We start from the raw sequence: 23,502 nt of genomic DNA on the forward strand, positions 1-23,502 counted from the left end.
GGGCCTGGGGGGGGGCGAAGCCCCCGGGATCGGATCGGAAGGGGAGGGGACGGGACGACGGCGGGGGGCGGCGGGCGGCGGGCGGCGGGCGAGAAGGGCTACGAGGCGAACAGCCGTACCGGCCACGCCGCGTGCGCCTGCGCCCCGATCTCCAGCAGCGGCGCGGACGCCGCGGGCAGCGCGTCGGCGCCCTCGGCGGGCACCGCCGCCGCGGACGCCACCGCCCGGTCCGCCAGCCGGTCCAGCTCCGGCGCGAGCCGGGCCAGTACCGCCGTCGCCTCGAAGGGGTCGAGGCTCAGCAGCCGCACCACGGCGGTGGCCGGTCCGCTCACGCTCTCGTACAGGGCGCAGTACGCCGCGTCGGCCGGTGCGAGGCCGGCCGACCGCGCCGTCAGGCCCAGCACCACGGGCTGGTGGGCGCCCTTGGGGAACCGCTGTGCCACGGCGTCCAGTTCGCCGCCCGGCCAGGTGGCGCGGGCGGCCCGCAGGAGCTGCCGGCCCAGTCTGCGGGAGGTGGTCCGCAGCGCGGGGGACGGCGTGCGGGCGTCCGCCGCCGCGTCGAGCAGGGCCGGGTCCGCCCCGGCGGCCGCCGCGGCGGCGAGGGCCGCGGCGACCAGTCCCGCCGTGTGCAGCCGGCCGCGGCAGAACGCCTCCAGGCTCGCCGCGTCGGTGATCCGGCCCGCCTTCACCGCAGCCTCCGCCCCGCCGGAGTGCGCGTGCCCTCCGGCGGGGAAGCGGCCGTCGGCCAGGACGAGAAGTGCTGCCGCTGTCACGTCGATGTCCTCTGCTCCACGCCGGTCAGAACAGGAAGTAGCGCTGGGCCATGGGCAGTTCGGCGGCCGGCGTCGCCTCGACGAGTTCGCCGTCGATGTGCACGGCGAAACTGTCCGGGTCGATCCGGACCCGGGGGCGGGCGTCGTTCTCCCGCATGTCCGCCTTGGTCACCGCACGCGTGGAGTCGATGGCGACGAACTTCTTGCCCAGCTGGAGCCGTTCGGGAAGTCCGTCCTCGATCGCGAGCGGCGCCACGAAGTTGAACGAGTTGGAGGCGGGCGCCCGGCCGATCGCGCCGTACATCGGACGCGGCAGGATCGGCTGCGGCGTCGGGATGGAGGCGTTGGCGTCGCCCATCTGCGCGTAGGCGATCTGCCCGCCCTTGAGGACGAGGTGCGGCTTGACGCCGAAGAACGCCGGCTCCCACAGCACGAGGTCGGCGATCTTGCCGCTCTCGACGGAGCCGATCTCGCGGGCGAGGCCCTGCGCGAGGGCCGGGTTGATCGTGTACTTGGCGATGTAGCGGCGGACGCGGTGGTTGTCGGCCCGGCCGTCCCCGGGGAGCGCGCCGCGCCGCCGCTTCATCACGTGCGCGGTCTGCCAGGTCCGCAGGATCACCTCGCCGACCCGGCCCATGGCCTGGGAGTCGGAGGAGATGATCGAGATGGCCCCGAGGTCGTGCAGGACGTCCTCGGCGCCGATCGTGGACGGCCGGATCCGGGACTCGGCGAACGCCAGGTCCTCCGGCACGGCCGGGTTGAGGTGGTGGCACACCATCAGCATGTCGAGGTGTTCCTCGGCGGTGTTCACCGTGTAGGGGCGCGTCGGGTTCGTCGAGCTGGGCAGGACGTGCGGCTCCGAGACGACGGTCATGATGTCGGGCGCGTGCCCGCCCCCCGCGCCCTCGGTGTGGTAGGCGTGGATGCCGCGTCCGGCGATCGCGGCGAGCGTGTCGCCCACGAACCCGGCCTCGTTGAGGGTGTCCGTGTGGATGGCCACCTGGATGCCGGTCCGGTCGGCGACGGTCAGCGAGGCGTCGATGACGGCCGGGGTCGAGCCCCAGTCCTCGTGCAGCTTCAGCCCCAGCGCCCCGCCCCGGATCTGCGACAGCATGGCGTCCTGCGAGACGGTGTTGCCCTTGCCGAGGAAGCCGACGTTCAGCGGGTACTGCTCCATCGCCTCCAGCATCCGGGCGAGGTGCCAGGGGCCGGGGGTCACGGTGGTCGCCTTGGAGCCCTCGGCCGGCCCGGTGCCCCCGCCGACCAGGGTGGTGACGCCCGAGGACAGGGCCTCGTCGGCGATCTGGGGGCAGATGAAGTGCACGTGCGCGTCGACCGCGCCGGCCGTCAGGATGCGCCCGTTGCCGGCGATGATCTCGGTCTCGGGGCCGATGACCAGGCCGGGGTGGACGCCGTCCATGGTGTCGGGGTTGCCGGCCTTGCCGATGCCGGTGATCCGCCCGTCGCGGATGCCGACGTCCGCCTTCACCACGCCCCAGTGGTCGACGACGACCGCTCCGGTGACGACGGTGTCGGGCGTGCCGTCCGCGCGCGTGGCACGCGACTGCCCCATCGACTCGCGGACGACCTTGCCGCCGCCGAACACCGCCTCCTCGCCGGCGAGCCCTGGGCCGCCGCAGCGGTCCTCCTCGATCTCGATCAGCAGGTCGGTGTCGGCGAGCCGGATGCGGTCGCCGGTCGTGGGGCCGAACAGGTCGGCGTAGGCGGGCCGTGAGATCTCAGGCATCGAGGGGGCCTCCGGTCTCGCCGCGCAGACCGGGGACGACGCGGGCTCCGGCGAGGCCGACGAGTTCGACGTCGACGGGGATGCCCGGCTCGAAGCGCACGGCGGTGCCGGCGGCGACGTTGAGCCGCTTGCCGCGGGCGGCCGCGCGGTCGAACTCCAGACCGGGGTTGGCCTCGGCGAAGTGGTAGTGGGAGCCGACCTGGACGGGCCGGTCGGCGGCGTTGAGCACGGTGAGCCGGGTGATCTCACGGCCCTCGTTGAACACGATCGCGTCCTCGGCGAAGAGGATCTCTCCGGGAATCACGGCGGCCTCCCCCGTCAGACGATCGGGTCGTGGACGGTGACGAGCTTGGTGCCGTCCGGGAAGGTGGCCTCGACCTGGACGTCGTGGATCATCTCGGGGATGCCCTCCATGACGTCGTCTCGGGTCAGCAGCTTGCGGCCGGAGGCCATCAGCTCGGCGACCGTCCGGCCGTCCCGCGCGCCCTCCAGGATGTGCGAGGTGATGAGGGCCACCGCCTCGGGGTGGTTGAGCCTGAGGCCGCGGTCCCGGCGCTTCCCGGCGACGTCCGCCGCCACGTGGATCAGCAGCCTCTCCTGCTCGTGCGGGGTCAGTTGCACGTCCCACCTCACATCCTCGCTGCGGGCCGTGCGGGGCCCGGCTGCCGCGGCCACGGGAGAAAGCCCCTGGTGGCTGGATCGGCAGGCTAGTGGGAGCGCGTTTCGAGCACGTTAACCGAGCGGTGCGTGTCGGGGAGCGCATCTGCGGAGCGCAGACGCGAGACGGCCGGGGACGTCGCCGGACGGCGTCCGGGCCGTCCGAAGGCCACCCGGAGGGAGGCGGGGGCGGTGGCCGCCGTATACGGAGGGGCTGCGTGGAGCGGCTACGACGGGCCCGGCCCCCGGTACTCCGCCGTGACGCCGAAGCGGTGCTGCTCGCGGGGAGCGGACGCGACCTCGCGCACGGCGGTGACCGAGCCGACCACCGGCTGCTCCGCCGGCCGGTCGAGTTCGTCGAGGCGCTCCAGATCGGCGGCGGAGACCAGGGCGACGAGGGGTTTGCCGTGCCGCGTCACGACCACGCGCTCGCCGCCGTACACCACGCGGTTGATCAGATCGGCGAGCTCTGCCCTCGCTTGCGTCACCGGAATCTCGTAGGCCATGTCTCATTCTAACGTCACGTACGTCCTGTACATTTTTTACGGATGCGCCAGACGCAGAGGCCGGCCGCGGGAGGCCGGCGACGCAGGCCGGGCGCAGAAGGAGGGGGCACCGATGCACCGACCACCGTCAGCCCGTGATGTCCTGCCCGGATTCACCGAACGCACGGGCTCCGGGCGCGGGACGCCGGCCGGCCCTCAGGGCCGCGGCACGTCCGCCGAGTCCCAGGGCCGGGGGTGAGGCGACGATGGTGCCCGAACTGCCGCCGCTCCCCGCGCTGACGCGCGCCGAGGCCGAGCTGATCGACGGATACCTGGACGTCGTCGACCTGCTCGGGCGCATCAATCCCGCCCACCAGGGCGACACCTACCGCGGGCTGCGCGCCGCCCAGGCGCTGGTGGCCAAGGCGGCGGCGCTGCGCGACGCGCTGACGCTGATGCACCAGCGGGGCGAGAGCGAGCTGCACGCGCCGACGCTGGCGCGGGCGCTGCGGGTCCTGGACGGGGAGCGCCGCACGGCGCGCGTCACGCTGCCCCCGCTCGCCGGGAGTTGACCCCGCTTCGGCCCGGCGCGTCTCCCGCCGGCCGTCACGGGGTGCGCGCGTGACGGCCGGGCCGGAGACCAAACGACCCAGAAGACGTACCCCCGTTCGGCAGAACGTCCACTGTTCGCCCGGACACCGAAAAGTTGCGCGGAGAGACGCCCGGCGAGCGAAATCGACCACGTTATGGCTGGTGAGAGCCACTACGGAGGTCCGGCACCTGATCACCCATCAGAGTGTTCACCCGAACGGGTGAGTGGTGAGTAACCCCACAAATCCTCGGTTCCGTTGGGATTTTCGGACATCCGTGAGCCAAGATCCCTGACTGACGACAAGCCCCCGCCACAAGCGGCGGGGCGGTCCGGGCGGACGCCGAGTCCTGCCGCCGCCCGGATGACCGGTCGACAGAAGTGCACCGGCAGGAGTGGAGGACCCAAGCACGACGGGTCGCCGGCCCGGCCGGCTCCGCGAGGAGCCGTCGGACCGAGCAGCCCTTGGGGTGAAGCCGCATCCGCGGCCGGGCAACTTCGCCAGCCCGAATCCGACAGGTCATCCTTCACAGGCGGCTGACGAAGGGTTGCGCATGACTGCGCTCAATCGTGTCCCGTCGCTCATGGCCCGGGCCGGTACCGCCTCGGCGTTCGCCATCGCCGCCGTGGGCGGCTCGATCGTGGTCCCGGGGCTCGCCTCGGACGCCGCGGCCGCCACACCGGCGACCAAGGCGCTCCAGATCGCCGCGTCCAAGAAGGGCGCCCCGTACCGGTACGGGGCCACCGGGCCGAAGCGGTTCGACTGCTCGGGGCTCACGCTGTACTCGTACAAGAAGGCCGGCAAGAAGCTGCCGCGCACGGCGGCCCAGCAGTACAACAAGACCAAGCACATCTCGGCGTCCGGCCGCAAGGCGGGCGACCTGGTCTTCTTCCACTCGGGGTCGAACGTGTACCACGTCGGGATCTACGCGGGTAAGGGCAAGATCTGGCACTCGCCGAAGACCGGCGACGTGGTCAAGCTCCAGAAGATCTGGACCAAGAGCGTCTGGTACGGCCGGGTGCGCTGAACCGCCGGTCCGCCGGGTCTCCCGGGGCGGCGCACGACGTCCTGACGCGCCGTCATCGCCCCGGGATCTCGCCCTCCGCCGGAGCCGCGAGCGCTCCGGCCACCGGCTCCGCGGCCGGAGCGGTCCAGGGCAGTTCGACGGTGACCGTCTTGCCGCCCTCCCGGGTGGGCCGCACCCTGAGCCTGCCGCCGCACTCCGCGGTCAGCCAGCGGATGATCACCATGCCCCGGCCGTTGTCCTGCTGGACGGCGGCCGGCAGCCGTTTGGGGAAACGCGGGTGGCTGTCGGTGACCCCGACGCGCAGGTGTTCGTCACGGTCGAGGGCGAGACCCACCGTGAAGGTGGGTGACTGCCCGAAGGTGTGCTGTACGGCGTTCGTGGCGAGTTCCGAGACGATCAGCCGGACGGTGTCGGCCGCCTCCGTGTCCGCCGGCAGACCCCATTCCGCCAGGATGTCGAGCACGAATCCGCGGGCCGTGGAGACCGAGGCGGGATCGCTCGGCAGAGTGACGGATGCTTCCAGGTGATCTGCCATGGCGACGTCGTCCCTTTCCCACGGGACCGGGGTCCGACACGGTGCGTGTGGTTCGAGTACGGTCCCGGACTGGTGCTTCTTCGCCAGACTGCCATTACCGCGCCGGTCACGGGTGGCGATCCACCAAGATATGCATATATCTGTCGCCCGATGCGGTGAACTCTGCGACGGCAGAGCGTATTTGGTCGGCCCGCACGAAGTCCCGCGAGGGGTGAGGAGGAGCCTGTGCAGCACGGTCCCGCGGTGCGCCGCCGCAAGCTCGGCGCCGAACTGCGCAGTTTACGCGCCCGGGCGGGCCTCACCAGTGGCGAGGCGGCCCGGCTCGTGGGCTGGCACCAGTCCAAGGTGAGCCGCATCGAGACGGGCACCAGTGGATCGAAACCGGCCGATGTGCGGTTACTCCTCGACGCCTACGGCGTGACCGACCAGCGGCTGCGGGATCTGATGCTGGCACTGGCGGGCGCGGGCGGCGGCGGGGACCGCGACCACTGGTGGCATGCCTACCGCGGGGTGCTGCCGCCCGCCTACCGGGACTTCATCAGTCTGGAGGCGCAGGCGAGTGCCATGCGCACGCTGGAGACGAGCGTGGTGCCCGGTCTGCTGCAGACGCCCGAGTACGCGCGCGCGGTGACCAGCGCGGCCGTGGAGGGCGTCGAGGAGGAGCAGCTCGACACCCTGGTGGAGGTGCGGCTCGCCCGGCAGGACGTGCTGCGCGCGCAGCCGCCGCTGGAACTCAGCGCGGTGCTCGACGAGGCGGTGCTGCGGCGGGAGGTGGGCGGCCCCGAGGTGATGGCCCGCCAGCTCGGCCGGCTCGCGGAGGCCGCCCGGCTGCCCCAGGTGCGGCTCCAGATTCTGCCGTTCTCGGCCGGTGCCCATATCGGGGTAACCGGCCCTTTCGTTATCTTCTCATTTTCGCGCACTTCTGATCTGGACGTGGTTGTTCTCGACCACTTGACGAGTAGCCTCTATCTCGAACGGAAAGAAGACCTCCAGGCCTACACCGAGGCCTTCAACGCCCTCCGGGCACACGCCCTTTCGCCCGAGGACTCATCGGATTACCTCGCCGCGACAGCAGCCGGCGCATAAGGAGGCACCATGTCCGCAATTTCGCGGAACGTACCTTCCCCTACCGATTCCGACGATTTCCCGCAGACGCGGTGGCTGCGCAGCAGCTACAGCACCGGAGCCAACAACTGCGTCGAGACGGCCCGGCCGGACTCCGGCCCGTGGGCGGGCCTGCTCGCCGTGCGCGACTCCAAGAACCCGGCCGGACCCGCTCTGCTCTTCTCCCCCGAGAGCTGGACGGGCTTCACGTCCGCGCTGCGCTGACCGGCGCGACAACCTTGTCGGCCGGTTCCCGGCCGCACCCCGCGGCCCGCTTGAGCCCGGCCGTGTCCCGCGGGACCACGGCCGGGTGACGCGCACTCACGGCCGGGTCTCGCCGATCACCCGGACAGCGCGTTCCAGCTCGGCCCCGGACAGGTCCGCACGGGCGGTCAGCCGCAGTCGCGAGACTCCGTCGGGCACGGAGGGAGGACGGAAGCACCCCACGGCCAGGCCCGCCGACCGGCAGTCCGCCGCCCACCGCAGGGCCTGCTCCGGGGACGGCGCGCGCACGGAGACGACCGCGGCGTCGGGGCGCACCGCCTGAAGGCCCGCGGCCGTCAGGCGTGCGTGCAGCTCGCCCGCCACCGCACGCGCGCGCGAGGCGCGCTCCGGCTCCCGCCGCAGCAGCCGCAGGGCGGCCAGCGCCGCACCCGCCGCCGCCGGGGCGAGGCCGGTGTCGAAGATGAAGGTGCGGGCCGCGTTCACCAGGTGCTCGATCACCCGGGCCGGCCCCAGCACGGCGCCGCCCTGGCTGCCGAGGGACTTGGACAGCGTGACCGTGACGACCACGTCGTCGTCCCCCGCCAGACCCGCCGCGTACGGGGCCCCCCGGCCCCCCTCCCCCAGCACGCCGAGCCCGTGGGCGTCGTCCACGACCAGGCCCGCGCCGTGCTCACGGCAGGCGGCGGCGAGGGCGGCCAGCGGGGCGGCGTCGCCGTCGACCGAGAAGACCGTGTCGGACACCGCCACGGCCGGCCCGTCGTGGGTGCCGAGCGCCTTGCGGACCGCGTCCGGGTCGGCGTGCGCGACGACCTGGGCGGCGCCGCGGGCCAGCCGGCACCCGTCGATGAGCGAGGCGTGGTTGCCGGCGTCGGAGACGATCAGCGAGCCGTGCGGCGCGAGCGCGGTCACCGCCGCGAGGTTGGCCGCGTATCCGGAGGAGAAGACGAGGGCCGCCTCGAAGCCGCAGTACTCCGCGAGCTCGCGCTCGAGTTCGCCGTGCAGCTCGGTTGTGCCGGTGACGAGCCGGGAGCCGGTCGCCCCGCCGCCCCAGGTGCGGGCCGCCGCCACGGCGCCCGCCACGACCTCGGGGTGACGGGCCAGGCCCAGGTAGTCGTTGCTCGCGAGGTCCAGCAGCGGCGAGTCGGCCGGACGGGGCCGCAGCGTCCGCACGAGCCCGGCCCGGCGGCGCAGCTCCGCCTGTTCGTCGATCCAGCCGAACGCCATGGGTCCTCCGGGGCTTTTGTAGGTAGCGGACAGACACTAGCGGCAGCAATGGCTGACTTCGGTGTGGCAATACCCACACGTCGAACCGGGTGTGTTGTGTGATCCCTACCTTGGCCCGGAGCGGGTCCGTAGGACAGGATCGGCTCTCATGGACCTGCTGAACACGCTGGTGGACAAGGGGCTTCGGCGCGAGCTGCCGACCCGCGAGGAAGCGCTGGCCGTGCTGGCCACCTCCGACGACGACGTGCTGGACGTGGTGGCCGCGGCCGGGAAGGTGCGCCGGCACTGGTTCGGGCGCCGCGTGAAGCTCAACTACCTGGTCAACCTGAAGTCGGGCCTGTGCCCCGAGGACTGCTCCTACTGTTCCCAGCGGCTCGGCTCCACCGCCGGGATCCTGAAGTACACGTGGCTCAAGCCGGACGAGGCCTCCAGGGCCGCGGCGGCCGGCCTCGCGGGCGGCGCCAAGCGCGTCTGCCTGGTGGCGTCCGGACGCGGCCCGACGGACCGGGACGTCGACCGGGTGGCCGGCACCATCAAGGCCATCAAGGAGCAGAACGAGGGCGTAGAGGTGTGCGCCTGTCTGGGCCTGCTCTCCGACGGCCAGGCCGAGCGGCTGCGCGAGGCGGGCGCCGACGCCTACAACCACAACCTCAACACGTCCGAGGCGACGTACGGCGACATCACGACCACCCACACCTACGCCGACCGGGTGGACACGGTCACCAAGGCGCACGCGGCGGGCCTGTCGGCGTGCTCGGGGCTGATCGCCGGCATGGGCGAGTCGGACGAGGACCTGGTGGACGTCGTCTTCTCGCTGCGCGAGCTGGACCCCGACTCGGTCCCGGTCAACTTCCTGATCCCGGTGGAGGGCACCCCGCTCGCCAAGGAGTGGAACCTCACCCCGCAGCGCTGTCTGCGGATCCTGGCCATGGTCCGGTTCGTGTGCCCGGACGTCGAGGTGCGCATCGCGGGCGGCCGCGAGGTGCACCTGCGCACCATGCAGCCGCTCGCCCTGAACCTGGCCAACTCGATCTTCCTCGGCGACTACCTCACCACCGAGGGCCAGGCCGGCAAGGCCGACCTGGAGATGATCGCGGACGCCGGGTTCGAGGTGGAGGGCGCGGAGCAGGTCACGCTGCCCGGACACCGGGCGACGGCGGGCGGGGGCTGCGGATCCCACGGGGACGGCGGCTGCGGCTCGCAGGAGTCCGCCGGGTGCGGCGGGCACGAGGGCTCCGGCTGCGGCGCGCACGAGGACGGCGGGGTCTGCGGCACGGCCGCGGCCGCCGAGCCCGCCTCCGCTCCGGCGGCCGTCGCGTCCGCGGCCGGCGAGGCCCGTACCGATCTGGTCGCCGTGCGCCGCCGTGGCGCCGGCACCGATCTCGCGCCCAATGCCTGAGCCGTCGCCCCTGGGCGTGCCCGAACTGCTGGAGCTGGACCGGCGCCACGTGTGGCACCCGTACGGTCCGATGCCCGGGCGCGTCGATCCGCTGGTCGTGGAGTCGGCGAGCGGGGTCCGGCTGCGGATGGCGGACGGCTCCGGGGAACTGGTCGACGGCATGGCCTCCTGGTGGTCGGCGATCCACGGCTACAACCACCCCGTGCTCAACGAGGCCGTGCGCGAGCAGCTGGGGCGGATGAGCCACGTGATGTTCGGCGGGCTCACCCACGAGCCCGCCGTCCGGCTGGCGAAGCTCCTTGTCGACATGTCGCCCGAGGGTCTGGAGCACGTGTTCCTCGCCGACTCGGGCTCGGTGTCGGTCGAGGTCGCCGTGAAGATGTGCCTCCAGTACTGGCGTTCGCTGGGCCGCCCGGCCAAGCAGCGGCTGCTGACCTGGCGCGGCGGCTACCACGGCGACACCTGGCAGCCGATGTCCGTGTGCGACCCCGACGGCGGGATGCACGACCTGTGGACCGGCGTGCTCCCCCGTCAGGTCTTCGTCGACGCCCCGCCCGCCGAGTACGAGGAGGCGTACGCCGAGACCCTGCGCACGGCGATCGAGCGGCACGCCGACGAACTGGCCGCGGTCGTCGTGGAGCCGGTCGTGCAGGGCGCGGGCGGGATGCGCTTCCACTCCCCGGCGTATCTGCGGGTGCTGCGCGAGGCGTGCGACGCGCACGGCGTGCTGCTGGTGTTCGACGAGATCGCGACCGGCTTCGGCCGCACGGGCGCGCTGTTCGCGGCCGGGCACGCCGCCGTCACACCGGACGTGATGTGCGTCGGCAAGGCCATGACCGGCGGCTATCTGACGATGGCGGCGGCCCTGTGCACGTCCCGGGTGGCCGAGGGCATCTCGCGGGGCGAGGTGCCGGTGCTGGCGCACGGGCCGACGTTCATGGGCAATCCGCTCGCCGCGGCCGTCGCCTGCGCCTCGATCGAGCTGCTGCTCGGCCAGGACTGGCTCGCGGAGGTCAAGCGGATCGAGACCGGACTGCGCCACGGGCTCGCGCCGGCCCGGGAGCTGCCCGGGGTGCGGGACGTGCGCGTCCTCGGCGCCGTCGGCGTGGTCCAGCTCGACCACGCCGTGGACATGCGGGCCGCCACCGACGCCGCCGTGCGCGAGGGCGTCTGGCTGCGGCCGTTCCGCGACCTGGTGTACACGATGCCCCCGTACGTCACCGGCGACGTCGACGTGGCACGGATCGCGCGCGCGGTGTGCGCCGCGGCGCGGGAGGGATGAACATGCCGATCCTGGTGATCACGGGGACGGGCACGGAGGTCGGCAAGACCGTCACGACCGCCGCGGTGGCCGCCTGCGCGCTGGCGGCGGGCCGGTCGGTGGCCGTGCTGAAGGCCGCCCAGACCGGCGTCCGGCCGGACGAGCGCGGGGACGCCGACGAGGTCGGGCGGCTCGCGGGGCCGCTCACCACGGCCGAACTAGCCCGCTACCCCGAGCCGTTGGCGCCGGGCACGGCGGCGCGCCGGGCGGGGCTGGCGCCGGTACGGCCGCAGGACGTGGCCGAGGCGGCGCAGAAGCTGGCCGCGGAGCACGACCTGGTGCTCGTCGAAGGGGCGGGCGGGCTGCTCGTGCGGTTCGACGAGACGGGCGGCACGCTGGCCGACGCGGCGCAGTCGCTGCGCGCGCCCGTGCTGGTCGTGGCCACGGCCGGACTGGGCACCCTGAACACGACGGAACTCACGGCCCGTGAACTGCGCGGCCGGGGACTGGAGTTGCTGGGCGTCGTCATCGGCAGCTGGCCCGACGCCCCGGACCTGGCGTCGCGCTGCAACGTCACCGACCTGCCCGAGGTGGCCGGGGCCCCGCTGCTGGGGGCGCTGCCCGCGGGCTCCGGCGCGCTGCCCCCGGCCGCCTTCCGCGTCGCGGCCCGCGGCTGGCTGGCGCCGCGGCTGGACGGCACATGGGAGGCGGAGACCTTCCGCAAGCGGACCGGCTCGGGAACCTAGGGAGCTCCCTCCCCCGGACGCCCCGGCGGCACCGCCGGAACCCGGGGCCCGGCCCGTCAGGGCCGACGGCGGACTGCCGCCGAAGCCCTCAGGGCCCGCCGGTGTCCGCCGGCAGTCCCACCAGGACGATCCGGGACCGGAGCCCAGGGGCCCTTCCCCCGGGCGTCATGGCGGTGTCGCCGGTCCCGGGGTCCGTCAAGGGCGACGGCGGGCGGCCGCCTCGGCCCACCAGGACGCTCCCGGACCGGCTCGGGAACCTAGGGGCCCTCCCCTCGGCCGTCATGGCGGCACCGCCCGGATCCCGGGGCCCCGTCAGGGCCGACGGCGGGCGGCCGCCGGGGGGCTCAGGGGCCGTCGGTGTCCGCCAGCAGGCGCACCAGGACGATCCCGGACCGGCTCGGGAACCCAGGGGCCCTCCCCTCGGGCGTCACGACGGCACCGCCCGGATCCCGGGCCCGGTCAGGGCCGACGGCGGGCTGCCGCCGGGGGGCTCAGGGGCCGTCGGTGTCCGCCAGCAGGCGCACCAGGGCGATCCGGGAGCGGATGTCCAGGCGGGTGAAGACGCCCCGCAGGTGATGGTCGACGGTGCGCGGGCTGAGGGCCAGGCGGGCGGCGATCTCCCGGTTCGTCGCGCCGTCGGCGGCCATCCGCGCGATGAGCAGTTGCTGCGCGGTGAGGCGGTTCGTCGGGCGGGTGTCCGCCTGCGCCCGGCCGGGCGGTGCGCCGAGGGCGCGCAGTTCGGCACGGGCGCCCTCCGCGCAGTGCGGGGCGCCGAACGACTCGAACGCCTGAAGGGCGCTGCGCAGCCGGTCGCGTGCCTCCGTGCGGCGGCGGAGCCTGCGCAACGCGCTGCCGAACAGCAGTTCCGTGCGGGCGCGTTCGAACGCGCGGTCGCCGTCCGCGTGCAGGTCGAGGGCCGCGGCGTAATGCCGGAGGGCGTCGGCCCCGGGGGTGAGCAGGGCAAGGCACCTGGCGCTGAGGGCCAGGTCGTCGGGGCTGTTCACGGCGCGGGCCCAGCGGTCGTAGTCGGCGTGCGCGGCGCGCGCGACGCGGGTGTCGCCGGTGCGGACGGCCGCCTCCACGTAGTGCGGGGTGGCGAGGTGACGGACGGCCCGGTGGCCGTGGCCGGGCCCGGCGGCGGCGAGGGCGCGCAGCCGGGCCGCGGCGGCGTCGTAGCGGCCGGTGACGAGGTCGAGGAAGGCGAGCGCCCACTGCGCCAGCGCGGCGGGCAGGCCCAGGCCGTGGGCGAGGGCGTGGGAGCCGGCGGCCGCGGCCCGCTCCCGGCACAGCTCCCCGTCGCCGGTGAGGGCGGCGAACATCGCGAGGGCGGCCTGCAGATGGCAGGCGCCGTTGTCCTGTCCGGTGGCGTACGCCTGGCGCAGGGCGTCCAGGGCGGCGGCCTCGGCGGCGTGCGGGCGGCCGGTCCAGAAGTCGGCGTAGGCGCGGTACTCCATGGCCTGGGACACGAGGACGGTGACGCCCCGGGCGCGGGCGGCGGCCGCGGCCCGCACGGCGGCGGTGGCGGCCCGGGTGTGGTCGCCGAGCATGAGGGCGGCGATCACCGCGTGGAGCAGGTCCGTGGGGTCGCCGCCCGGCCCGCACCGTCCGGCGGTGGCCTCCAGCAGGTCGCGGGCGTCCTCGTAGCGTCCGTCGACGGCCGCGGCGAGCCCGCCCAGTACGCCGGGCGGATCGATCCCCCACTCCCGTGCCGCCGGCAGCGCTTCCCGGCAGCGGCGCAGATCGCCGGTGTGGACGGCCGCTTCGGCGGCCCGTGCGAGGAGGTGGGCGGCGGAGGCGGCCGGGCCGGACCGGGCGGTGCGGGCGGCGGCGGCCCGTACCGCCCCGGCCAGCAGTGCGTCGAACGCCTCCCCCGCGTGGCCGGTGCGCAGCGCGAGGACGCCGGCGACGACGTCGGCATCGGCGTCGGCGTCGGTGCGGGCGGCCAGGGCGCGGGCGCGGTCCGCCTCGCCGGCGAGCCAGGCGTCGGCGGCGGCCCGGGCCAGCAGCGCGGGGCGGGCGCGCGCGTCGGCGCCGAGCGCCGCGGCTCGTTCGGCGAGGGCGCGGGCGAGAGCCGGGTCGCCCGCGGACCGCGCCGCGGCGGCGGCCGCCGTCAGTTCCCCGGCGAGCCGGGCGCTCGGGCCGAGCGCTCCCGCGCCCCGCTGCCAGGCGCGCCGTGGCGCCTCGGCCGGGCCGTGCAGCACGCGGGCGAGCAGCCGATGGGCGTCGCGCCGGTCGGCCGGCGCGGCCGTCTCGTAGACGGCGATGCGGGTCCAGGCGTCCCGGAAGCCGACCCCGCCCGCCGTCGCGTACGCGAGGCCCGCCGCCTCCGCGGCCTCCAGCGGGCGGATGTCGAGGCGTACGGCGGCGACGGCCCGCTGGAAGGCGTGGGTGGCCACCGGGTACTGGTCGGCCGCGGCCAGCAGCAGCACCAGGCGGGTGTCCTCGGGCAGTGCGCGCACCTCCCGGCGGTGGGCGGACAGCCGCCCGGGGGCGAGTTCGACGGGTTCGGTCGGCAGCGGGTCGAGACCGGCGGCCTGCCGTTCGGTGAGCCGGCCCGCGGCTTCGACGGCGGCCCGCGGGTCGCCGTGGACGAGGCGCAGCAGGCGGACCCGGACGCCGTCGGGCAGCGCGGCGACCGGGCGCGGGCCGGGGCCGGCGAGCGCCGGTGACGAAGTGCCGCCGAGGGGTGGGGGGTTCACCGGGGTCACCACCCAACCGACGTTACTGGCGGGTTACTTGAACCGTAAAGACCGGCGACTTCACCGATGCGGCGCTCGGGGGGCCGCCCGGACACTCCTGGCAACCCCACCCGTTTCAGGAGGCACCATGCAGCGCCACAAGCGTCGCATCGCCGCGGTCCTCACGGCCGCGGCCTCTTCGCTCCTTCTGTCACTGTCGTTCACCGCCCCCACGGCCCACGCGGCGGCCCACGACCCGATCGTCTTCGTCCACGGTCTCAGCAGCGACGGCGGCAGCTGGGACGACTGGGTCGCCGACTTCGAGGCCGACGGCTACTCGGCCGCCGAACTGGACGCCTGGACCTACAGCTGGACCCAGTCCAACGCCACCACCGCCGCCCAGCTGAACACCGAGATCAAGAACGTGCTGGCGAGGACCGGCGCGAGCAAGGTAGACGTGATCGTGCACTCGTTGGGGGCGCTGAGTTCGCGCTACTACCTCAAGAACCTCGGCGGGACGGCGTTCGTGGACGACTTCGTGTCCGTCGCGGGCGTCAACCACGGCACTTCGCTGGCCTCGCTGTGCAGCTGGCTGTACACCTCCTGCGCCCAGATGGCGCCAGGCAGCTCGTTCCTCACCGCGCTCAACTCCGGTGACGAGACGCCCGGCGCGGTGAACTACGCCGCGTACTGGTCGAACTGCGACGCGGCGATCGACCCGGACTCCTCCGCCCTGCTGAGCGGCGCCGTCAACGTCGGCGTGGGCTGCGTCTCGCACGACGCCATGAACAACGACCACGGCGTCTACGAGAAGGTGCGCGACTTCGTGCGGTGAGGCGCGGGGCGGATGCGGCGTACGCCGTCGCGGCCGCCTGCGGGGGATGCGACGGGTCCGCACGGGGGAGAATCCCGGTAGGCCCGTCGCCGCCCGGCCCCGGAGGTCGCCATGTCGTCACGGCCCCACGACTCCAGCTCCAGCTCAGCGCCCGGCCCTGCCCCCGGCGCCGCTCCCGGGCCGGGGTACGGCCTCGGCGCGGAAGGCGGGCGTTCCGGATCCGGCTCGGTGCGCGGCGACGACGTCCGCCATCCGCTGTTCGCCCGCTGCTACGCCCGGCTGGGCGCGGCCGCGGAGACCCGCGCGGGCCTCGCCGGGGTGCGCGAGCGGCTGCTCGCCGGGCTCTCCGGCCGGGTCGTGGAGATCGGCGCGGGCAGCGGACTGAACTTCGCGCACTATCCGGCGGGCGTGGCCGAGGTCGTCGCCATCGAACCGGAGCGCGGGCTCCGCCGGTGGGCGCGGGAGGCGGCCCTGCGTGCCGAGGTGCCCGTGGACGTGGTGCCGGGGGCGGCGGAAGCCCTGCCGGTCAAGAGCGAGGCGTTCGACGCGGCGGTGCTCTCGCTGGTGCTGTGCAGCGTGCGGGACGTGGAACGCTCGCTGGCCGAGATACGGCGGGTGCTGCGGCCCGGCGGCGAACTGCGGTTCTTCGAGCACGGGCCCGGCGGCGGCCCGGCGATGCTCCTCGCTCAGCGGGCTCTGGACCGCACGGTGTGGCCGCGCCTGGCCGGTGGCTGCCGGCTCACCCGCGACGCCGTCGGCGCGCTGCGGGACGCCGGGTTCGAGCTGGGTCCTTACCGGCGCGCGATGCTGCCGGAACGCGGCCCGCGACTGCCGTTCTCCTACTGCGTGACGGGCGCCGCCTGGCGGCCCGCGGAGCCCGGCCGGGCGTGACACGGGCCGGGGAGCGGGCCCGTCACAGGCTCCAGCGGCGCAGCTCGCCCGCGATCTCCGACACCGACGCGTCTCCGTTCTTGACCAGCCGGGCGAGATCGCGGACCTGTTCGGGCGAGGTGGCGATCTTCAGCCCGCTGGCCACCAGGTAGGCGTAGGCGACGGCGCACGCGAACAGGGCGTTGGAGCGCTCCAGCGCCGGGACGTGGATGAGGAGTTGCAGCAGCGCGGCGGCGCGTGCCTGCGGGTCGTCGTAGACGGGGACGTCGAATATCTCGGCCTGGTGGCGCGCCACCGCCGCGACCAGCGCGCCCCAGTCGGTGACCTGGGGGTCCCCGGGAGTGTTCTGTTCGGCGAGCATGAGGAGCCAGGCGAGGTCGATACGGAGGTCGCTCAAGGGATCAGCGGCGACCTTCGCGCGTGCCGCTCTCGCGCGCCGCGCCCCGGCGGCCCTCGCGTTCCGCGCCGAACTCCTCGGCGAAGAGCGCCTCGTACTGCTTCATGAAGTCTCCGGCGGCCTCGACGAACGTGTGGCCGATCTCCCCGGCGTCCTGTCTGACCAGCTCTTCTATGTAGCGGTTGACGCTCATGCCGCGGGCCGTGGCGCGCTCGCGGGCGACCTGGGCCGTGCCCTCGTCCACGCGTACGTTCAGCTGGGTCTTCGCCATACCTCGAAGCTAGCGCCGAAGCGCTAGCAGCGGCAAGGGCGGCCGGCTTCGAAAAGAGTTACCGGCTGTGCGCCGGGTCACACTACGCTCGGCGGGCACGGTCACCGATCGCAGTCGTACGTCCATCGAGCGAGGAGGCAGCCTTGTCCACACCTGCTGCGGAGCACGTCCCCGGCCTGGCCGCGGCCGGCGGGATCGCGGCCCGCGCCCGGGGTCTGACCAAGGCGTACGGCTCCGGCGAGACGACGGTGCTGGCCCTGGACGCCGTGGACGTGGACGTCGCGCGCGGCCGCTTCACCGCCGTCATGGGCCCGTCCGGGTCGGGCAAGTCCACGCTGATGCACTGCCTGGCCGGGCTCGACACCGTTTCGGCCGGTCAGGTGTGGCTGGGCGAGACCGAGATCACGGGGCTGAAGGACCGGGAGCTGACCCGGCTGCGGCGCGACCGGATCGGGTTCATGTTCCAGTCGTTCAACCTGATCCCCACGCTGAACGCGGCGGAGAACATCACCCTGCCGATGGACATCGCGGGCCAGAAGCCCGACCAGGCCTGGCTGGACCAGGTCATCGACACCCTCGGACTGCGGGACCGGCTCAAGCACCGGCCCTCCCAGCTGTCCGGCGGCCAGCAGCAGCGGGTGGCCTGCGCCCGCGCGCTCGCCTCCCGCCCCGAGCTGATCTTCGCCGACGAGCCGACCGGCAACCTGGACTCGCGGGCCGGCCTCGAGGTCCTCGCGTTTCTGCGCGAGGCCGTCGACGCGCTGGGCCAGACCGTCGTCATGGTCACCCACGACCCGGGCGCCGCCGCCCACTCCGACCTGGTGCTCTTCCTCGCCGACGGGCGCATCGTGGACGAGATGCGGCAGCCGACGGCGGAGGCGGTGCTGGAGCGGATGAAACGCTTCGACGTGATCCGCGCGCAGTCCGAGGGCGAGGGCGGGGACGGCAGCGATCCCGCCGCCGTCGGCGCCGGCTCCGGGGAGAAGTGATCCGGTGCTGAAGGCCACGCTCAGAAGCTTCCTCGCGCACAAGGGACGGCTGCTGCTGTCCGCGCTCGCCGTCGTCCTGTCGGTGGCGTTCGTCGCGGGCAGCCTGATCTTCTCCGACACGGTGACCCGCACCTTCGACCGGCTCTTCGCGTCGACGGCCCCGGACGTCACGGTGCAGCCGAAGGAGGACCTGACCTCGTCCGTGCCGACCGGCGCGGTGCAGACCGTGCCCGCCTCGCTGGCGCAGCGGCTGGCCGGCGTGCCCGGCGTGGCCGCCGCCCACGCGGACGTCAGCGTCCAGAACATCACCGTCGTCGACTCCGCGAACAAGTCCGTAGGGCCGACCACGGGCGCGCCCACCATCGCCACGGACTGGTTCGTCACCCACCGCAGCCCGGTGAAGCTGACCTCCGGACACGCGCCGCGGGGCGCGGGCGAGGCGATGCTGGACGCCGACACCGCCGACCGCAAGCACGTGGCGATCGGCGACACGCTCACCGTGATGGCCCAGCCGGGCTCGTTCAAGGTCGAGGTCGTGGGCATCGCCACCTTCACCACGACCAACCCCGGCGCGGCCCTGGTCTACCTGGCCCCGGAGACGGCCGCCGCGAAGCTGCTGGGCGCGGCGGGCAAGGCCACGAGCATCTCCGTCGACGCGGCCGCGGGCACCGGCGACGCGGTGCTCAAGAAGCGCGTCGCCGCCGCCGTCGGCCCGGGTCCCTACGAGGTGAAGACGGCCGACGAGCAGGCGAAGTCGTCCGCGGAGGCGCTCGGCGGCTTCCTCGACGTCATCAAGTACGTGATGCTCGGCTTCGCCGGCATCGCCGTGCTCGTCGGCGTGTTCCTGATCGTCAACACGTTCTCGATGCTGATCGCCCAGCGCACCCGGGAGCTGGGCCTGCTGCGCGCGCTGGGCGCCGACCGCCGCCAGGTGCGCCGGTCGGTGCTCACCGAGGCGGTGCTGCTGGGCCTGGTCGGCTCCACGCTCGGCCTGGCCGCCGGCATCGGCCTCGCGGCCGGACTGATCAAGCTGATGAGCGCCTTCGGCATGAACCTGAAGACGACGGAGATGGTCGTCGGCTGGGGCACCCCGGTGGCGTCGTACGTCGTCGGCGTCGGCGTGACCTTCGTGGCGGCCTATCTGCCCGCCCGGCGCGCGGCGACCGTGTCGCCGATGGCGGCCCTGGCCGACGCGGACGTCGCCGGGACCGGCCGGCCGCTGCGGGTGCGCGCCGTGGTGGGCGCGGTCGTGGGAGCGCTCGGCGCGGCCGCGCTCGCCGGCTGCACGGCCTCCTCGAAGACGTCGTCGGCGGCGTCCCTGCTGGGCCTGGGCGTGGTGCTCACGCTGGTCGCCACCGTCATCGCGGGGCCGCTCCTGGTCCGGCCGGTGATCAGGGTCCTGGGCGGCGCCTTCCCCGCGCTGTTCGGGACCGTCGGCCGGATGAGCCAGCGCAACGCCCTGCGCAACCCGCGCCGCACCGGCGCCACGGCCGCCGCGCTGATGGTCGGCCTGGCCCTGGTGGGCGGGATGTCGGTGGCGAGCGCCTCGATGTCGAAGTCGTTCGACCAGCAGATCGACAAGACCCTGGGCGCCGACTACGTCGTCCAGAGCTCCAACTACGTCCCGTTCTCCGCGGAGGTCACCGACGCGGTGCGCGGAACCGACGGCGTCGGGCTGGTCGTACGGCAGCGGTTCGCGCCGGTCGCCGTGCGGCTGCCGGACGGCAAGCGCGTGGAGACCACCGCGAGCGGTTACGACGACCGGGTCGACGACGTCGCGCACCTCGTCTACGCCGAGGGCGACACCGCGGGCGCGCTCGCCGACGGCGCCGTCGGCATGGACGTGGACTTCGCCCGCGACCACGGGGTGCGGCTCGGCAGCGTGCTCCCGGTGGAGTTCCCCGGCGACCGGACGGCGAAGCTGAAGGTGGGCGCTCTCACCGACCAGGACGGGGCCGACGGGTTCGGCACGCAGGGCGGGCTGTTCTTCGGGATCGCGACCGTCGAGAAGTACGTGCCCGGCGGGCAGGACATCGCGCTCTACGTCAACGCGCGCCCGGGCACCGACGCGGACGGGCTGCGCCCGCGGCTGGAGAAGACCCTGGACGCGTACCCGCAGGTGCAGGTCCGCGACCAGGCCGACTACAAGAAGCTCGTCCACGACCAGATCGCCGTGCTGCTCTACCTGGTGTACGCGCTGCTCGGGCTGGCGATCGTCATCGCGGTGCTCGGCGTCGTCAACACGCTGGCGCTGTCGGTGGTGGAGCGGACCCGGGAGATCGGGCTGCTGCGGGCCATCGGGCTGGGCCGGCGGCAGTTGCGCCGGATGATCCGGCTGGAGTCGGTCGTGATCGCGGTGTTCGGCGCGGTGCTGGGGCTGGCGCTCGGCCTGGTGTGGGGCGTGTGCATCCAGCAGGTCCTGGAGTTGCAGGGCATGAAGGCCCTGGCCGTCCCGTGGGGCACGATCGTGGCGGTCGTGGTGGGGTCGGCGGTCGTCGGCGTCGTCGCGGCGCTGCTGCCCGCGCTGCGCGCCTCCCGGCTGAACGTGCTGGCCGCGATCGCGCACGACTGACGTGCCGGGCCCCGGCCGGGGCCGAAGGCGGCCGTCCGGATGGTGGAATCCCCCGTCCGGGCGGCCGCCCCGTGGTGGGATCGGCGCATGTCTGATCTGCGGATACGGGCCGCGACACCCGATGACCTGGACACCGTGCTGGCCTTCTGGAAGTCGGCCGCCGAGGGCACGAGCATCAGCGACGACCGCGCCGGGGTGGAGCGCCTCGTCGCCCGCGACCCCCATGCGCTGATCCTGGCCGAGCAGGACGGCGAGCTGGTCGGGACGGTGATCGCCGGTTTCGACGGGTGGCGGTGCCATCTGTACCGGCTGGCCGTGCACCCCGGGCGGCGGCGCCGGGGCGTCGGCTCGGCTCTGCTCGCGGCGGCGGAGGAGCGGTTCGTGCGGCTGGGCGGCCGCCGCGGGGACGCGATGGTGCTCACCCGCAACGAGACGGCGCATCATGCCTGGAGCGCGGCGGGGTACGCGCCCGAGGAGAAGTGGCGGCGCTGGGTGAAGCCGCTCGCCGACTGATCAAGGGGCCACCGGCTCCGCTTTGCCGATCCTTTACCCTGGAGGGGCCGCGTGGATCACCGCGCGGTCCCCACGTCATGAAAGGTGTGAGCGTCCGCCCATGGGCGAGCCTCCCCGCACACGTCCCCGCACGCGACATCGCGCGCTGCCGCCCGCCCTGCCCGATCCTGGGACGGAGGTGACCCGATGACCGAAGTGCTGCTGCTCCTGGTGGCGATCCTGCTGTCGTTGGCGTGCGGCGCGTTCGTGGCCGCCGAGTTCTCCCTGACCACCGTCGAACGCGGCGAACTCGAACGGGCGGTGGAGCGCGGCGAGCGCGGCGCGGCCGGGGCGCTCAAGGCCGTCCGCAACCTCACCTTCCAGCTCTCGGGCGCCCAGCTGGGCATCACGGTCACCAACCTGGTGGTCGGCATGCTGTCCGAGCCGTCGATCGCCAAGCTGATCTCCGGGCCGCTGGAGTCGCTCGGCCTGTCGGACACCGCCGCGAGCTCCGTGGCGCTGGTGCTGGGCACGGCCCTGTCGACCGTGTTCCTGATGGTCGTCGGCGAACTCGTGCCCAAGAACTGGGCGATCTCCTCCCCGCTGACGGTCGCCAAGGGCGTGGGCAACGCGCAGCGCTGGTTCAGCGCCGCCTTCCGGCCCTTCATCAGCCATCTCAACGAGACCGCGAACCGGATCGTGCGCCTCTTCGGCGTGGAGCCCACCGAGGAACTGGCCGCCGCGCGCAGCCCTCAGGAACTCGCGGCCCTCGCCCGGCACTCCGCCAGGGAGGGCGCGCTGGAGGCGGACACCGCCGAGCTGTTCGTGCGCACCCTGAACCTGGCCGATCTGACCGCGGAGAACGTGATGACCCCCCGCGTGCAGGTCATCGCGCTGGAGGCGTCGGCGACCTGCGAGGACGTCGCCAACGCCACGCGAGCCACGGGGCTGTCCCGCTTCCCGGTGTACCGCGGCGGCCTCGACGCGGTCGTCGGCACCGCGCACATCAAGGACGCGCTGGCGGTCCCCGCCGGACGGCGCCCGCGCGTGCCGGTCGCGGAGATCATGCGCGAACCCCTGCTGGTGCCCGAGTCCCTCACCGTGGACCGGCTGCTGGACCGGCTGTCCGGCAAGCGGACGATGGCCGTCGTCATCGACGAGTACGGCGGCACGGCGGGCGTGGCGACGCTGGAGGACATCGTCGAGGAGGTCGTCGGCGAGGTGCGCGACGAGCACGACCCGCACGAGACGCCCGACCTCGCCCCCGCGGGATCCGACGACGACGGCCGCACCCTGTACTCGGCCGACGGCTCCGCCCGCACCGACCAGCTCGCCCGCGTCGGCCTGCGGGCCCCGGAGGGCCCCTACGAGACGCTGGCCGGTCTGGTCGCCGCCGAGCTGGGCCGGATACCGGCCGTCGGCGACACCCTGGAGGTCGCCGGCTGGCGCATGGACGTCGTGGATGCCTCCGGCCGCCGGGCCGCCCGGGTGCTGCTCCACGCACCGCTCGCCGACACCCCCGTGGAAGGGGCCGACACGTGATCGCCGTCCAGTTGCTCATCGCCCTGGCGACCCTCGTCGTCAACGCCTTCTTCGTCGGCGCCGAGTTCGCGCTGATCTCCGTACGCCGCTCCCAGATCGATCCTCACGCCGAGCAGGGCGACCGGCGCGCCCGCAGCGTGCTGTGGGGGCTGCAGCATGTGTCGGCCCTGCTGGCGGCCGCCCAGCTCGGCATCACGCTGTGCACGCTGCTCCTCGGCGTGGTCGCCGAGCCCGCCATCGCGCACCTGCTGGAGCCGGTGTTCCACACCGTGGGCGTGCCCGAGGGCGCCGGTCACGCGGTCTCCTTCGTGATCGCGCTGGTCCTCGCCACCTATCTGCACATGCTGCTCGGCGAGATGGTCCCCAAGAACCTCGCGCTCGCCGAGCCGGTGCGCAGCGCCCTGCTGCTGGGCCCGCCGCTGGTCGCCCTCGCCCGGGGACTGCGGCCGGTGATCTTCGCGATCAACGCCTTCGCGAACGGCCTGCTGAAGCTGCTGCGGATCGAGACGAAGGACGAGGTCACGGCGACCTTCTCGGACGCGGAACTGGCGCAGATCGTCCGCGACGCGGGCGAGGCCGGACTGATCGACGACCGCGCCCAGGAAAGGCTGCACGACGCCCTGGAGCTGGGCCGCCGCCCGGTGCGCGACGTCGTCCTGCCGCTGGAGCGGGTCGTCCACGCGCGCGTGGGCGTCACTCCCGAGGGCCTGGAGAGGCTCGCCGCCGAATCCGGGTTCTCCCGGTTCCCGGTGGTGGACGAGGGCCGGCGCATCGTCGGGTACCTGCACGTGAAGGACGCGCTGGACGCTTCGCCGCGGGACGTCCCGTTCCGGCCGCAGGACATGCGGGCCATCGCGCGCGTGCGGGGGACGACCCCGCTGGACGACGTTCTGACCGCCATGCGCGGCAGCCGCACGCATCTGGCGGCCGTCCTCGGGTCAGACGGCCGGCTGGCCGGACTGGTGACCATGGAGGACGTGCTGCGGGAGCTGTTCGGGCAGCGGGCCTGACGGCGCACCGGCGGGAGCGGGCGCCGGGCGGCGCACCGGCGGGGACGTGTGC

At 74.1% G+C, this 23,502-nt stretch carries 24 protein-coding genes and 1 riboswitch; of the genes, 14 read left to right on the top strand and 10 right to left on the bottom strand.

Features of this window, described 5'->3' with window-relative positions:
• Nucleotides 1-98 precede the first annotated feature (98 nt).
• From ACGFSH_RS16325 to ACGFSH_RS16345, 5 genes are all read right to left on the bottom strand, one after another.
• Entirely contained in the window at nucleotides 99-773 is a 675-nt protein-coding gene (locus ACGFSH_RS16325) for an urease accessory protein UreF (protein ID WP_393348929.1), read from the bottom strand.
• Between the two features lie 25 nt (nucleotides 774-798).
• Nucleotides 799-2,520: an urease subunit alpha gene (locus ACGFSH_RS16330; RefSeq protein ID WP_393348931.1), complete on the bottom strand. Its 1,722-nt coding sequence runs from the start codon at nucleotides 2,518-2,520 to the stop codon at nucleotides 799-801.
• On the bottom strand, nucleotides 2,513-2,824 hold the full coding sequence (locus tag ACGFSH_RS16335) for an urease subunit beta (RefSeq protein ID WP_393348933.1): 312 nt from the start codon (nucleotides 2,822-2,824) through the stop codon (nucleotides 2,513-2,515). Before ACGFSH_RS16335 ends, ACGFSH_RS16330 begins: the two co-directional genes overlap by 8 nt.
• Before the next feature lie 14 nt (nucleotides 2,825-2,838).
• Nucleotides 2,839-3,141: an urease subunit gamma gene (locus ACGFSH_RS16340; protein WP_393348934.1), complete on the bottom strand. Its 303-nt coding sequence runs from the start codon at nucleotides 3,139-3,141 to the stop codon at nucleotides 2,839-2,841.
• A gap of 263 nt (nucleotides 3,142-3,404) precedes the next feature.
• On the bottom strand, nucleotides 3,405-3,683 hold the full coding sequence (locus ACGFSH_RS16345) for a type II toxin-antitoxin system Phd/YefM family antitoxin (protein ID WP_393348936.1): 279 nt from the start codon (nucleotides 3,681-3,683) through the stop codon (nucleotides 3,405-3,407).
• A 245-nt stretch (nucleotides 3,684-3,928) separates the two neighbouring features.
• On the opposite strand from ACGFSH_RS16345, the gene ACGFSH_RS16350 reads away from it, so the two are divergent.
• Together ACGFSH_RS16350 and ACGFSH_RS16355 are read left to right on the top strand one after the other, a co-directional pair.
• A complete protein-coding gene (locus ACGFSH_RS16350; protein WP_393348938.1) occupies nucleotides 3,929-4,234 on the top strand; it encodes a hypothetical protein in 306 nt (101 codons plus the stop codon).
• A 391-nt stretch (nucleotides 4,235-4,625) separates the two neighbouring features.
• Nucleotides 4,626-4,802, top strand: a riboswitch (cyclic di-AMP (ydaO/yuaA leader).
• 3 nt (nucleotides 4,803-4,805) lie between these two features.
• Nucleotides 4,806-5,279 carry a C40 family peptidase gene (locus ACGFSH_RS16355; RefSeq protein ID WP_393348940.1) on the top strand — a complete coding sequence of 158 codons (474 nt, stop codon included), beginning with the start codon at nucleotides 4,806-4,808 and terminating at the stop codon, nucleotides 5,277-5,279.
• A 52-nt stretch (nucleotides 5,280-5,331) separates the two neighbouring features.
• Here ACGFSH_RS16355 and ACGFSH_RS16360 read toward each other — a convergent pair whose 3' ends face one another.
• Nucleotides 5,332-5,814, bottom strand: coding sequence for an ATP-binding protein (locus ACGFSH_RS16360; protein ID WP_393348942.1), 483 nt, complete (start codon nucleotides 5,812-5,814; stop codon nucleotides 5,332-5,334).
• Nucleotides 5,815-6,039: 225 nt separating this feature from the next.
• On the opposite strand from ACGFSH_RS16360, the gene ACGFSH_RS16365 reads away from it, so the two are divergent.
• Nucleotides 6,040-6,900, top strand: a complete 861-nt coding sequence (locus ACGFSH_RS16365; protein WP_393348944.1) for a helix-turn-helix domain-containing protein — start codon at nucleotides 6,040-6,042, stop codon at nucleotides 6,898-6,900.
• Nucleotides 6,901-6,909: 9 nt separating this feature from the next.
• Nucleotides 6,910-7,143: a DUF397 domain-containing protein gene (locus ACGFSH_RS16370; protein WP_393348946.1), complete on the top strand. Its 234-nt coding sequence runs from the start codon at nucleotides 6,910-6,912 to the stop codon at nucleotides 7,141-7,143.
• Between the two features lie 96 nt (nucleotides 7,144-7,239).
• Here the strand turns inward: ACGFSH_RS16370 and ACGFSH_RS16375 are convergent, their stop codons facing one another.
• Nucleotides 7,240-8,367 (bottom strand): 8-amino-7-oxononanoate synthase, encoded by a 1,128-nt coding sequence (locus ACGFSH_RS16375; RefSeq protein WP_393348947.1) that lies wholly within the window; start codon nucleotides 8,365-8,367, stop codon nucleotides 7,240-7,242.
• Nucleotides 8,368-8,515: 148 nt separating this feature from the next.
• On the opposite strand from ACGFSH_RS16375, the gene bioB reads away from it, so the two are divergent.
• The 3 genes from bioB to bioD are packed head-to-tail and all read left to right on the top strand — an operon-like array spanning nucleotide 8,516 to nucleotide 11,773.
• Complete coding sequence (bioB, locus tag ACGFSH_RS16380; RefSeq protein WP_393348949.1) at nucleotides 8,516-9,766, top strand: biotin synthase BioB; 1,251 nt, start codon at nucleotides 8,516-8,518, stop codon at nucleotides 9,764-9,766.
• Nucleotides 9,759-11,048: an adenosylmethionine--8-amino-7-oxononanoate transaminase gene (locus ACGFSH_RS16385; protein WP_393348951.1), complete on the top strand. Its 1,290-nt coding sequence runs from the start codon at nucleotides 9,759-9,761 to the stop codon at nucleotides 11,046-11,048. Before bioB ends, ACGFSH_RS16385 begins: the two co-directional genes overlap by 8 nt.
• A gap of 2 nt (nucleotides 11,049-11,050) precedes the next feature.
• Nucleotides 11,051-11,773 carry a dethiobiotin synthase gene (gene bioD / locus ACGFSH_RS16390; RefSeq protein WP_393349176.1) on the top strand — a complete coding sequence of 241 codons (723 nt, stop codon included), beginning with the start codon at nucleotides 11,051-11,053 and terminating at the stop codon, nucleotides 11,771-11,773.
• Nucleotides 11,774-12,264: 491 nt separating this feature from the next.
• Here the strand turns inward: bioD and ACGFSH_RS16395 are convergent, their stop codons facing one another.
• Nucleotides 12,265-14,481, bottom strand: a complete 2,217-nt coding sequence (locus ACGFSH_RS16395; RefSeq protein ID WP_393349177.1) for a LuxR C-terminal-related transcriptional regulator — start codon at nucleotides 14,479-14,481, stop codon at nucleotides 12,265-12,267.
• Between the two features lie 118 nt (nucleotides 14,482-14,599).
• Here ACGFSH_RS16395 and ACGFSH_RS16400 point away from each other — a divergent pair, with 118 nt between their 5' ends.
• Nucleotides 14,600-15,286 (top strand): esterase/lipase family protein, encoded by a 687-nt coding sequence (locus ACGFSH_RS16400; protein ID WP_393348953.1) that lies wholly within the window; start codon nucleotides 14,600-14,602, stop codon nucleotides 15,284-15,286.
• Nucleotides 15,287-15,397: 111 nt separating this feature from the next.
• On the top strand, nucleotides 15,398-16,177 hold the full coding sequence (locus ACGFSH_RS16405; protein ID WP_393348955.1) for a class I SAM-dependent methyltransferase: 780 nt from the start codon (nucleotides 15,398-15,400) through the stop codon (nucleotides 16,175-16,177).
• Nucleotides 16,178-16,199: 22 nt separating this feature from the next.
• Here ACGFSH_RS16405 and ACGFSH_RS16410 read toward each other — a convergent pair whose 3' ends face one another.
• A complete protein-coding gene (locus ACGFSH_RS16410) occupies nucleotides 16,200-16,574 on the bottom strand; it encodes a fic family toxin-antitoxin system, toxin component (protein WP_393348957.1) in 375 nt (124 codons plus the stop codon).
• Between the two features lie 4 nt (nucleotides 16,575-16,578).
• Nucleotides 16,579-16,845 carry an antitoxin gene (locus ACGFSH_RS16415; RefSeq protein WP_393348959.1) on the bottom strand — a complete coding sequence of 89 codons (267 nt, stop codon included), beginning with the start codon at nucleotides 16,843-16,845 and terminating at the stop codon, nucleotides 16,579-16,581.
• Nucleotides 16,846-16,988: 143 nt separating this feature from the next.
• On the opposite strand from ACGFSH_RS16415, the gene ACGFSH_RS16420 reads away from it, so the two are divergent.
• The 5 genes from ACGFSH_RS16420 to ACGFSH_RS16440 all read left to right on the top strand — a co-directional run bounded on the left by ACGFSH_RS16420 (nucleotide 16,989) and on the right by ACGFSH_RS16440 (nucleotide 23,450).
• A complete protein-coding gene (locus ACGFSH_RS16420; protein WP_393348961.1) occupies nucleotides 16,989-17,834 on the top strand; it encodes an ABC transporter ATP-binding protein in 846 nt (281 codons plus the stop codon).
• A gap of 4 nt (nucleotides 17,835-17,838) precedes the next feature.
• Nucleotides 17,839-20,406, top strand: coding sequence for an ABC transporter permease (locus ACGFSH_RS16425; protein WP_393348963.1), 2,568 nt, complete (start codon nucleotides 17,839-17,841; stop codon nucleotides 20,404-20,406).
• Nucleotides 20,407-20,493: 87 nt separating this feature from the next.
• Nucleotides 20,494-20,919: a GNAT family N-acetyltransferase gene (locus ACGFSH_RS16430; RefSeq protein ID WP_393348965.1), complete on the top strand. Its 426-nt coding sequence runs from the start codon at nucleotides 20,494-20,496 to the stop codon at nucleotides 20,917-20,919.
• 186 nt (nucleotides 20,920-21,105) lie between these two features.
• Nucleotides 21,106-22,440 (top strand): hemolysin family protein, encoded by a 1,335-nt coding sequence (locus ACGFSH_RS16435; RefSeq protein WP_393348967.1) that lies wholly within the window; start codon nucleotides 21,106-21,108, stop codon nucleotides 22,438-22,440.
• Nucleotides 22,437-23,450, top strand: a complete 1,014-nt coding sequence (locus ACGFSH_RS16440) for a hemolysin family protein (protein WP_393348968.1) — start codon at nucleotides 22,437-22,439, stop codon at nucleotides 23,448-23,450. The genes ACGFSH_RS16435 and ACGFSH_RS16440 overlap by 4 nt, the downstream gene beginning before the upstream one ends.
• Nucleotides 23,451-23,502: the final 52 nt, after the last annotated feature.

It is taken from the genome of Streptomyces sp. NPDC048481 (assembly GCF_043200075.1).
GTDB lineage: Bacteria > Actinomycetota > Actinomycetes > Streptomycetales > Streptomycetaceae > Streptomyces.

Coding starts and splice junctions, on each gene's coding strand:
- ACGFSH_RS16330 (WP_393348931.1), bottom strand. CDS start 2,520: ATGCCTGAGATCTCACGGCCCGCCTACGCCGACCTGTTCGGCCCCACG.
- ACGFSH_RS16345 (WP_393348936.1), bottom strand. CDS start 3,683: ATGGCCTACGAGATTCCGGTGACGCAAGCGAGGGCAGAGCTCGCCGAT.
- ACGFSH_RS16350 (WP_393348938.1), top strand. CDS start 3,929: ATGGTGCCCGAACTGCCGCCGCTCCCCGCGCTGACGCGCGCCGAGGCC.
- ACGFSH_RS16355 (WP_393348940.1), top strand. CDS start 4,806: ATGACTGCGCTCAATCGTGTCCCGTCGCTCATGGCCCGGGCCGGTACC.
- ACGFSH_RS16360 (WP_393348942.1), bottom strand. CDS start 5,814: ATGGCAGATCACCTGGAAGCATCCGTCACTCTGCCGAGCGATCCCGCC.
- ACGFSH_RS16370 (WP_393348946.1), top strand. CDS start 6,910: ATGTCCGCAATTTCGCGGAACGTACCTTCCCCTACCGATTCCGACGAT.
- ACGFSH_RS16375 (WP_393348947.1), bottom strand. CDS start 8,367: ATGGCGTTCGGCTGGATCGACGAACAGGCGGAGCTGCGCCGCCGGGCC.
- bioB (WP_393348949.1), top strand. CDS start 8,516: ATGGACCTGCTGAACACGCTGGTGGACAAGGGGCTTCGGCGCGAGCTG.
- ACGFSH_RS16385 (WP_393348951.1), top strand. CDS start 9,759: ATGCCTGAGCCGTCGCCCCTGGGCGTGCCCGAACTGCTGGAGCTGGAC.
- bioD (WP_393349176.1), top strand. CDS start 11,051: ATGCCGATCCTGGTGATCACGGGGACGGGCACGGAGGTCGGCAAGACC.
- ACGFSH_RS16400 (WP_393348953.1), top strand. CDS start 14,600: ATGCAGCGCCACAAGCGTCGCATCGCCGCGGTCCTCACGGCCGCGGCC.
- ACGFSH_RS16405 (WP_393348955.1), top strand. CDS start 15,398: ATGTCGTCACGGCCCCACGACTCCAGCTCCAGCTCAGCGCCCGGCCCT.
- ACGFSH_RS16415 (WP_393348959.1), bottom strand. CDS start 16,845: ATGGCGAAGACCCAGCTGAACGTACGCGTGGACGAGGGCACGGCCCAG.
- ACGFSH_RS16430 (WP_393348965.1), top strand. CDS start 20,494: ATGTCTGATCTGCGGATACGGGCCGCGACACCCGATGACCTGGACACC.
- ACGFSH_RS16435 (WP_393348967.1), top strand. CDS start 21,106: ATGACCGAAGTGCTGCTGCTCCTGGTGGCGATCCTGCTGTCGTTGGCG.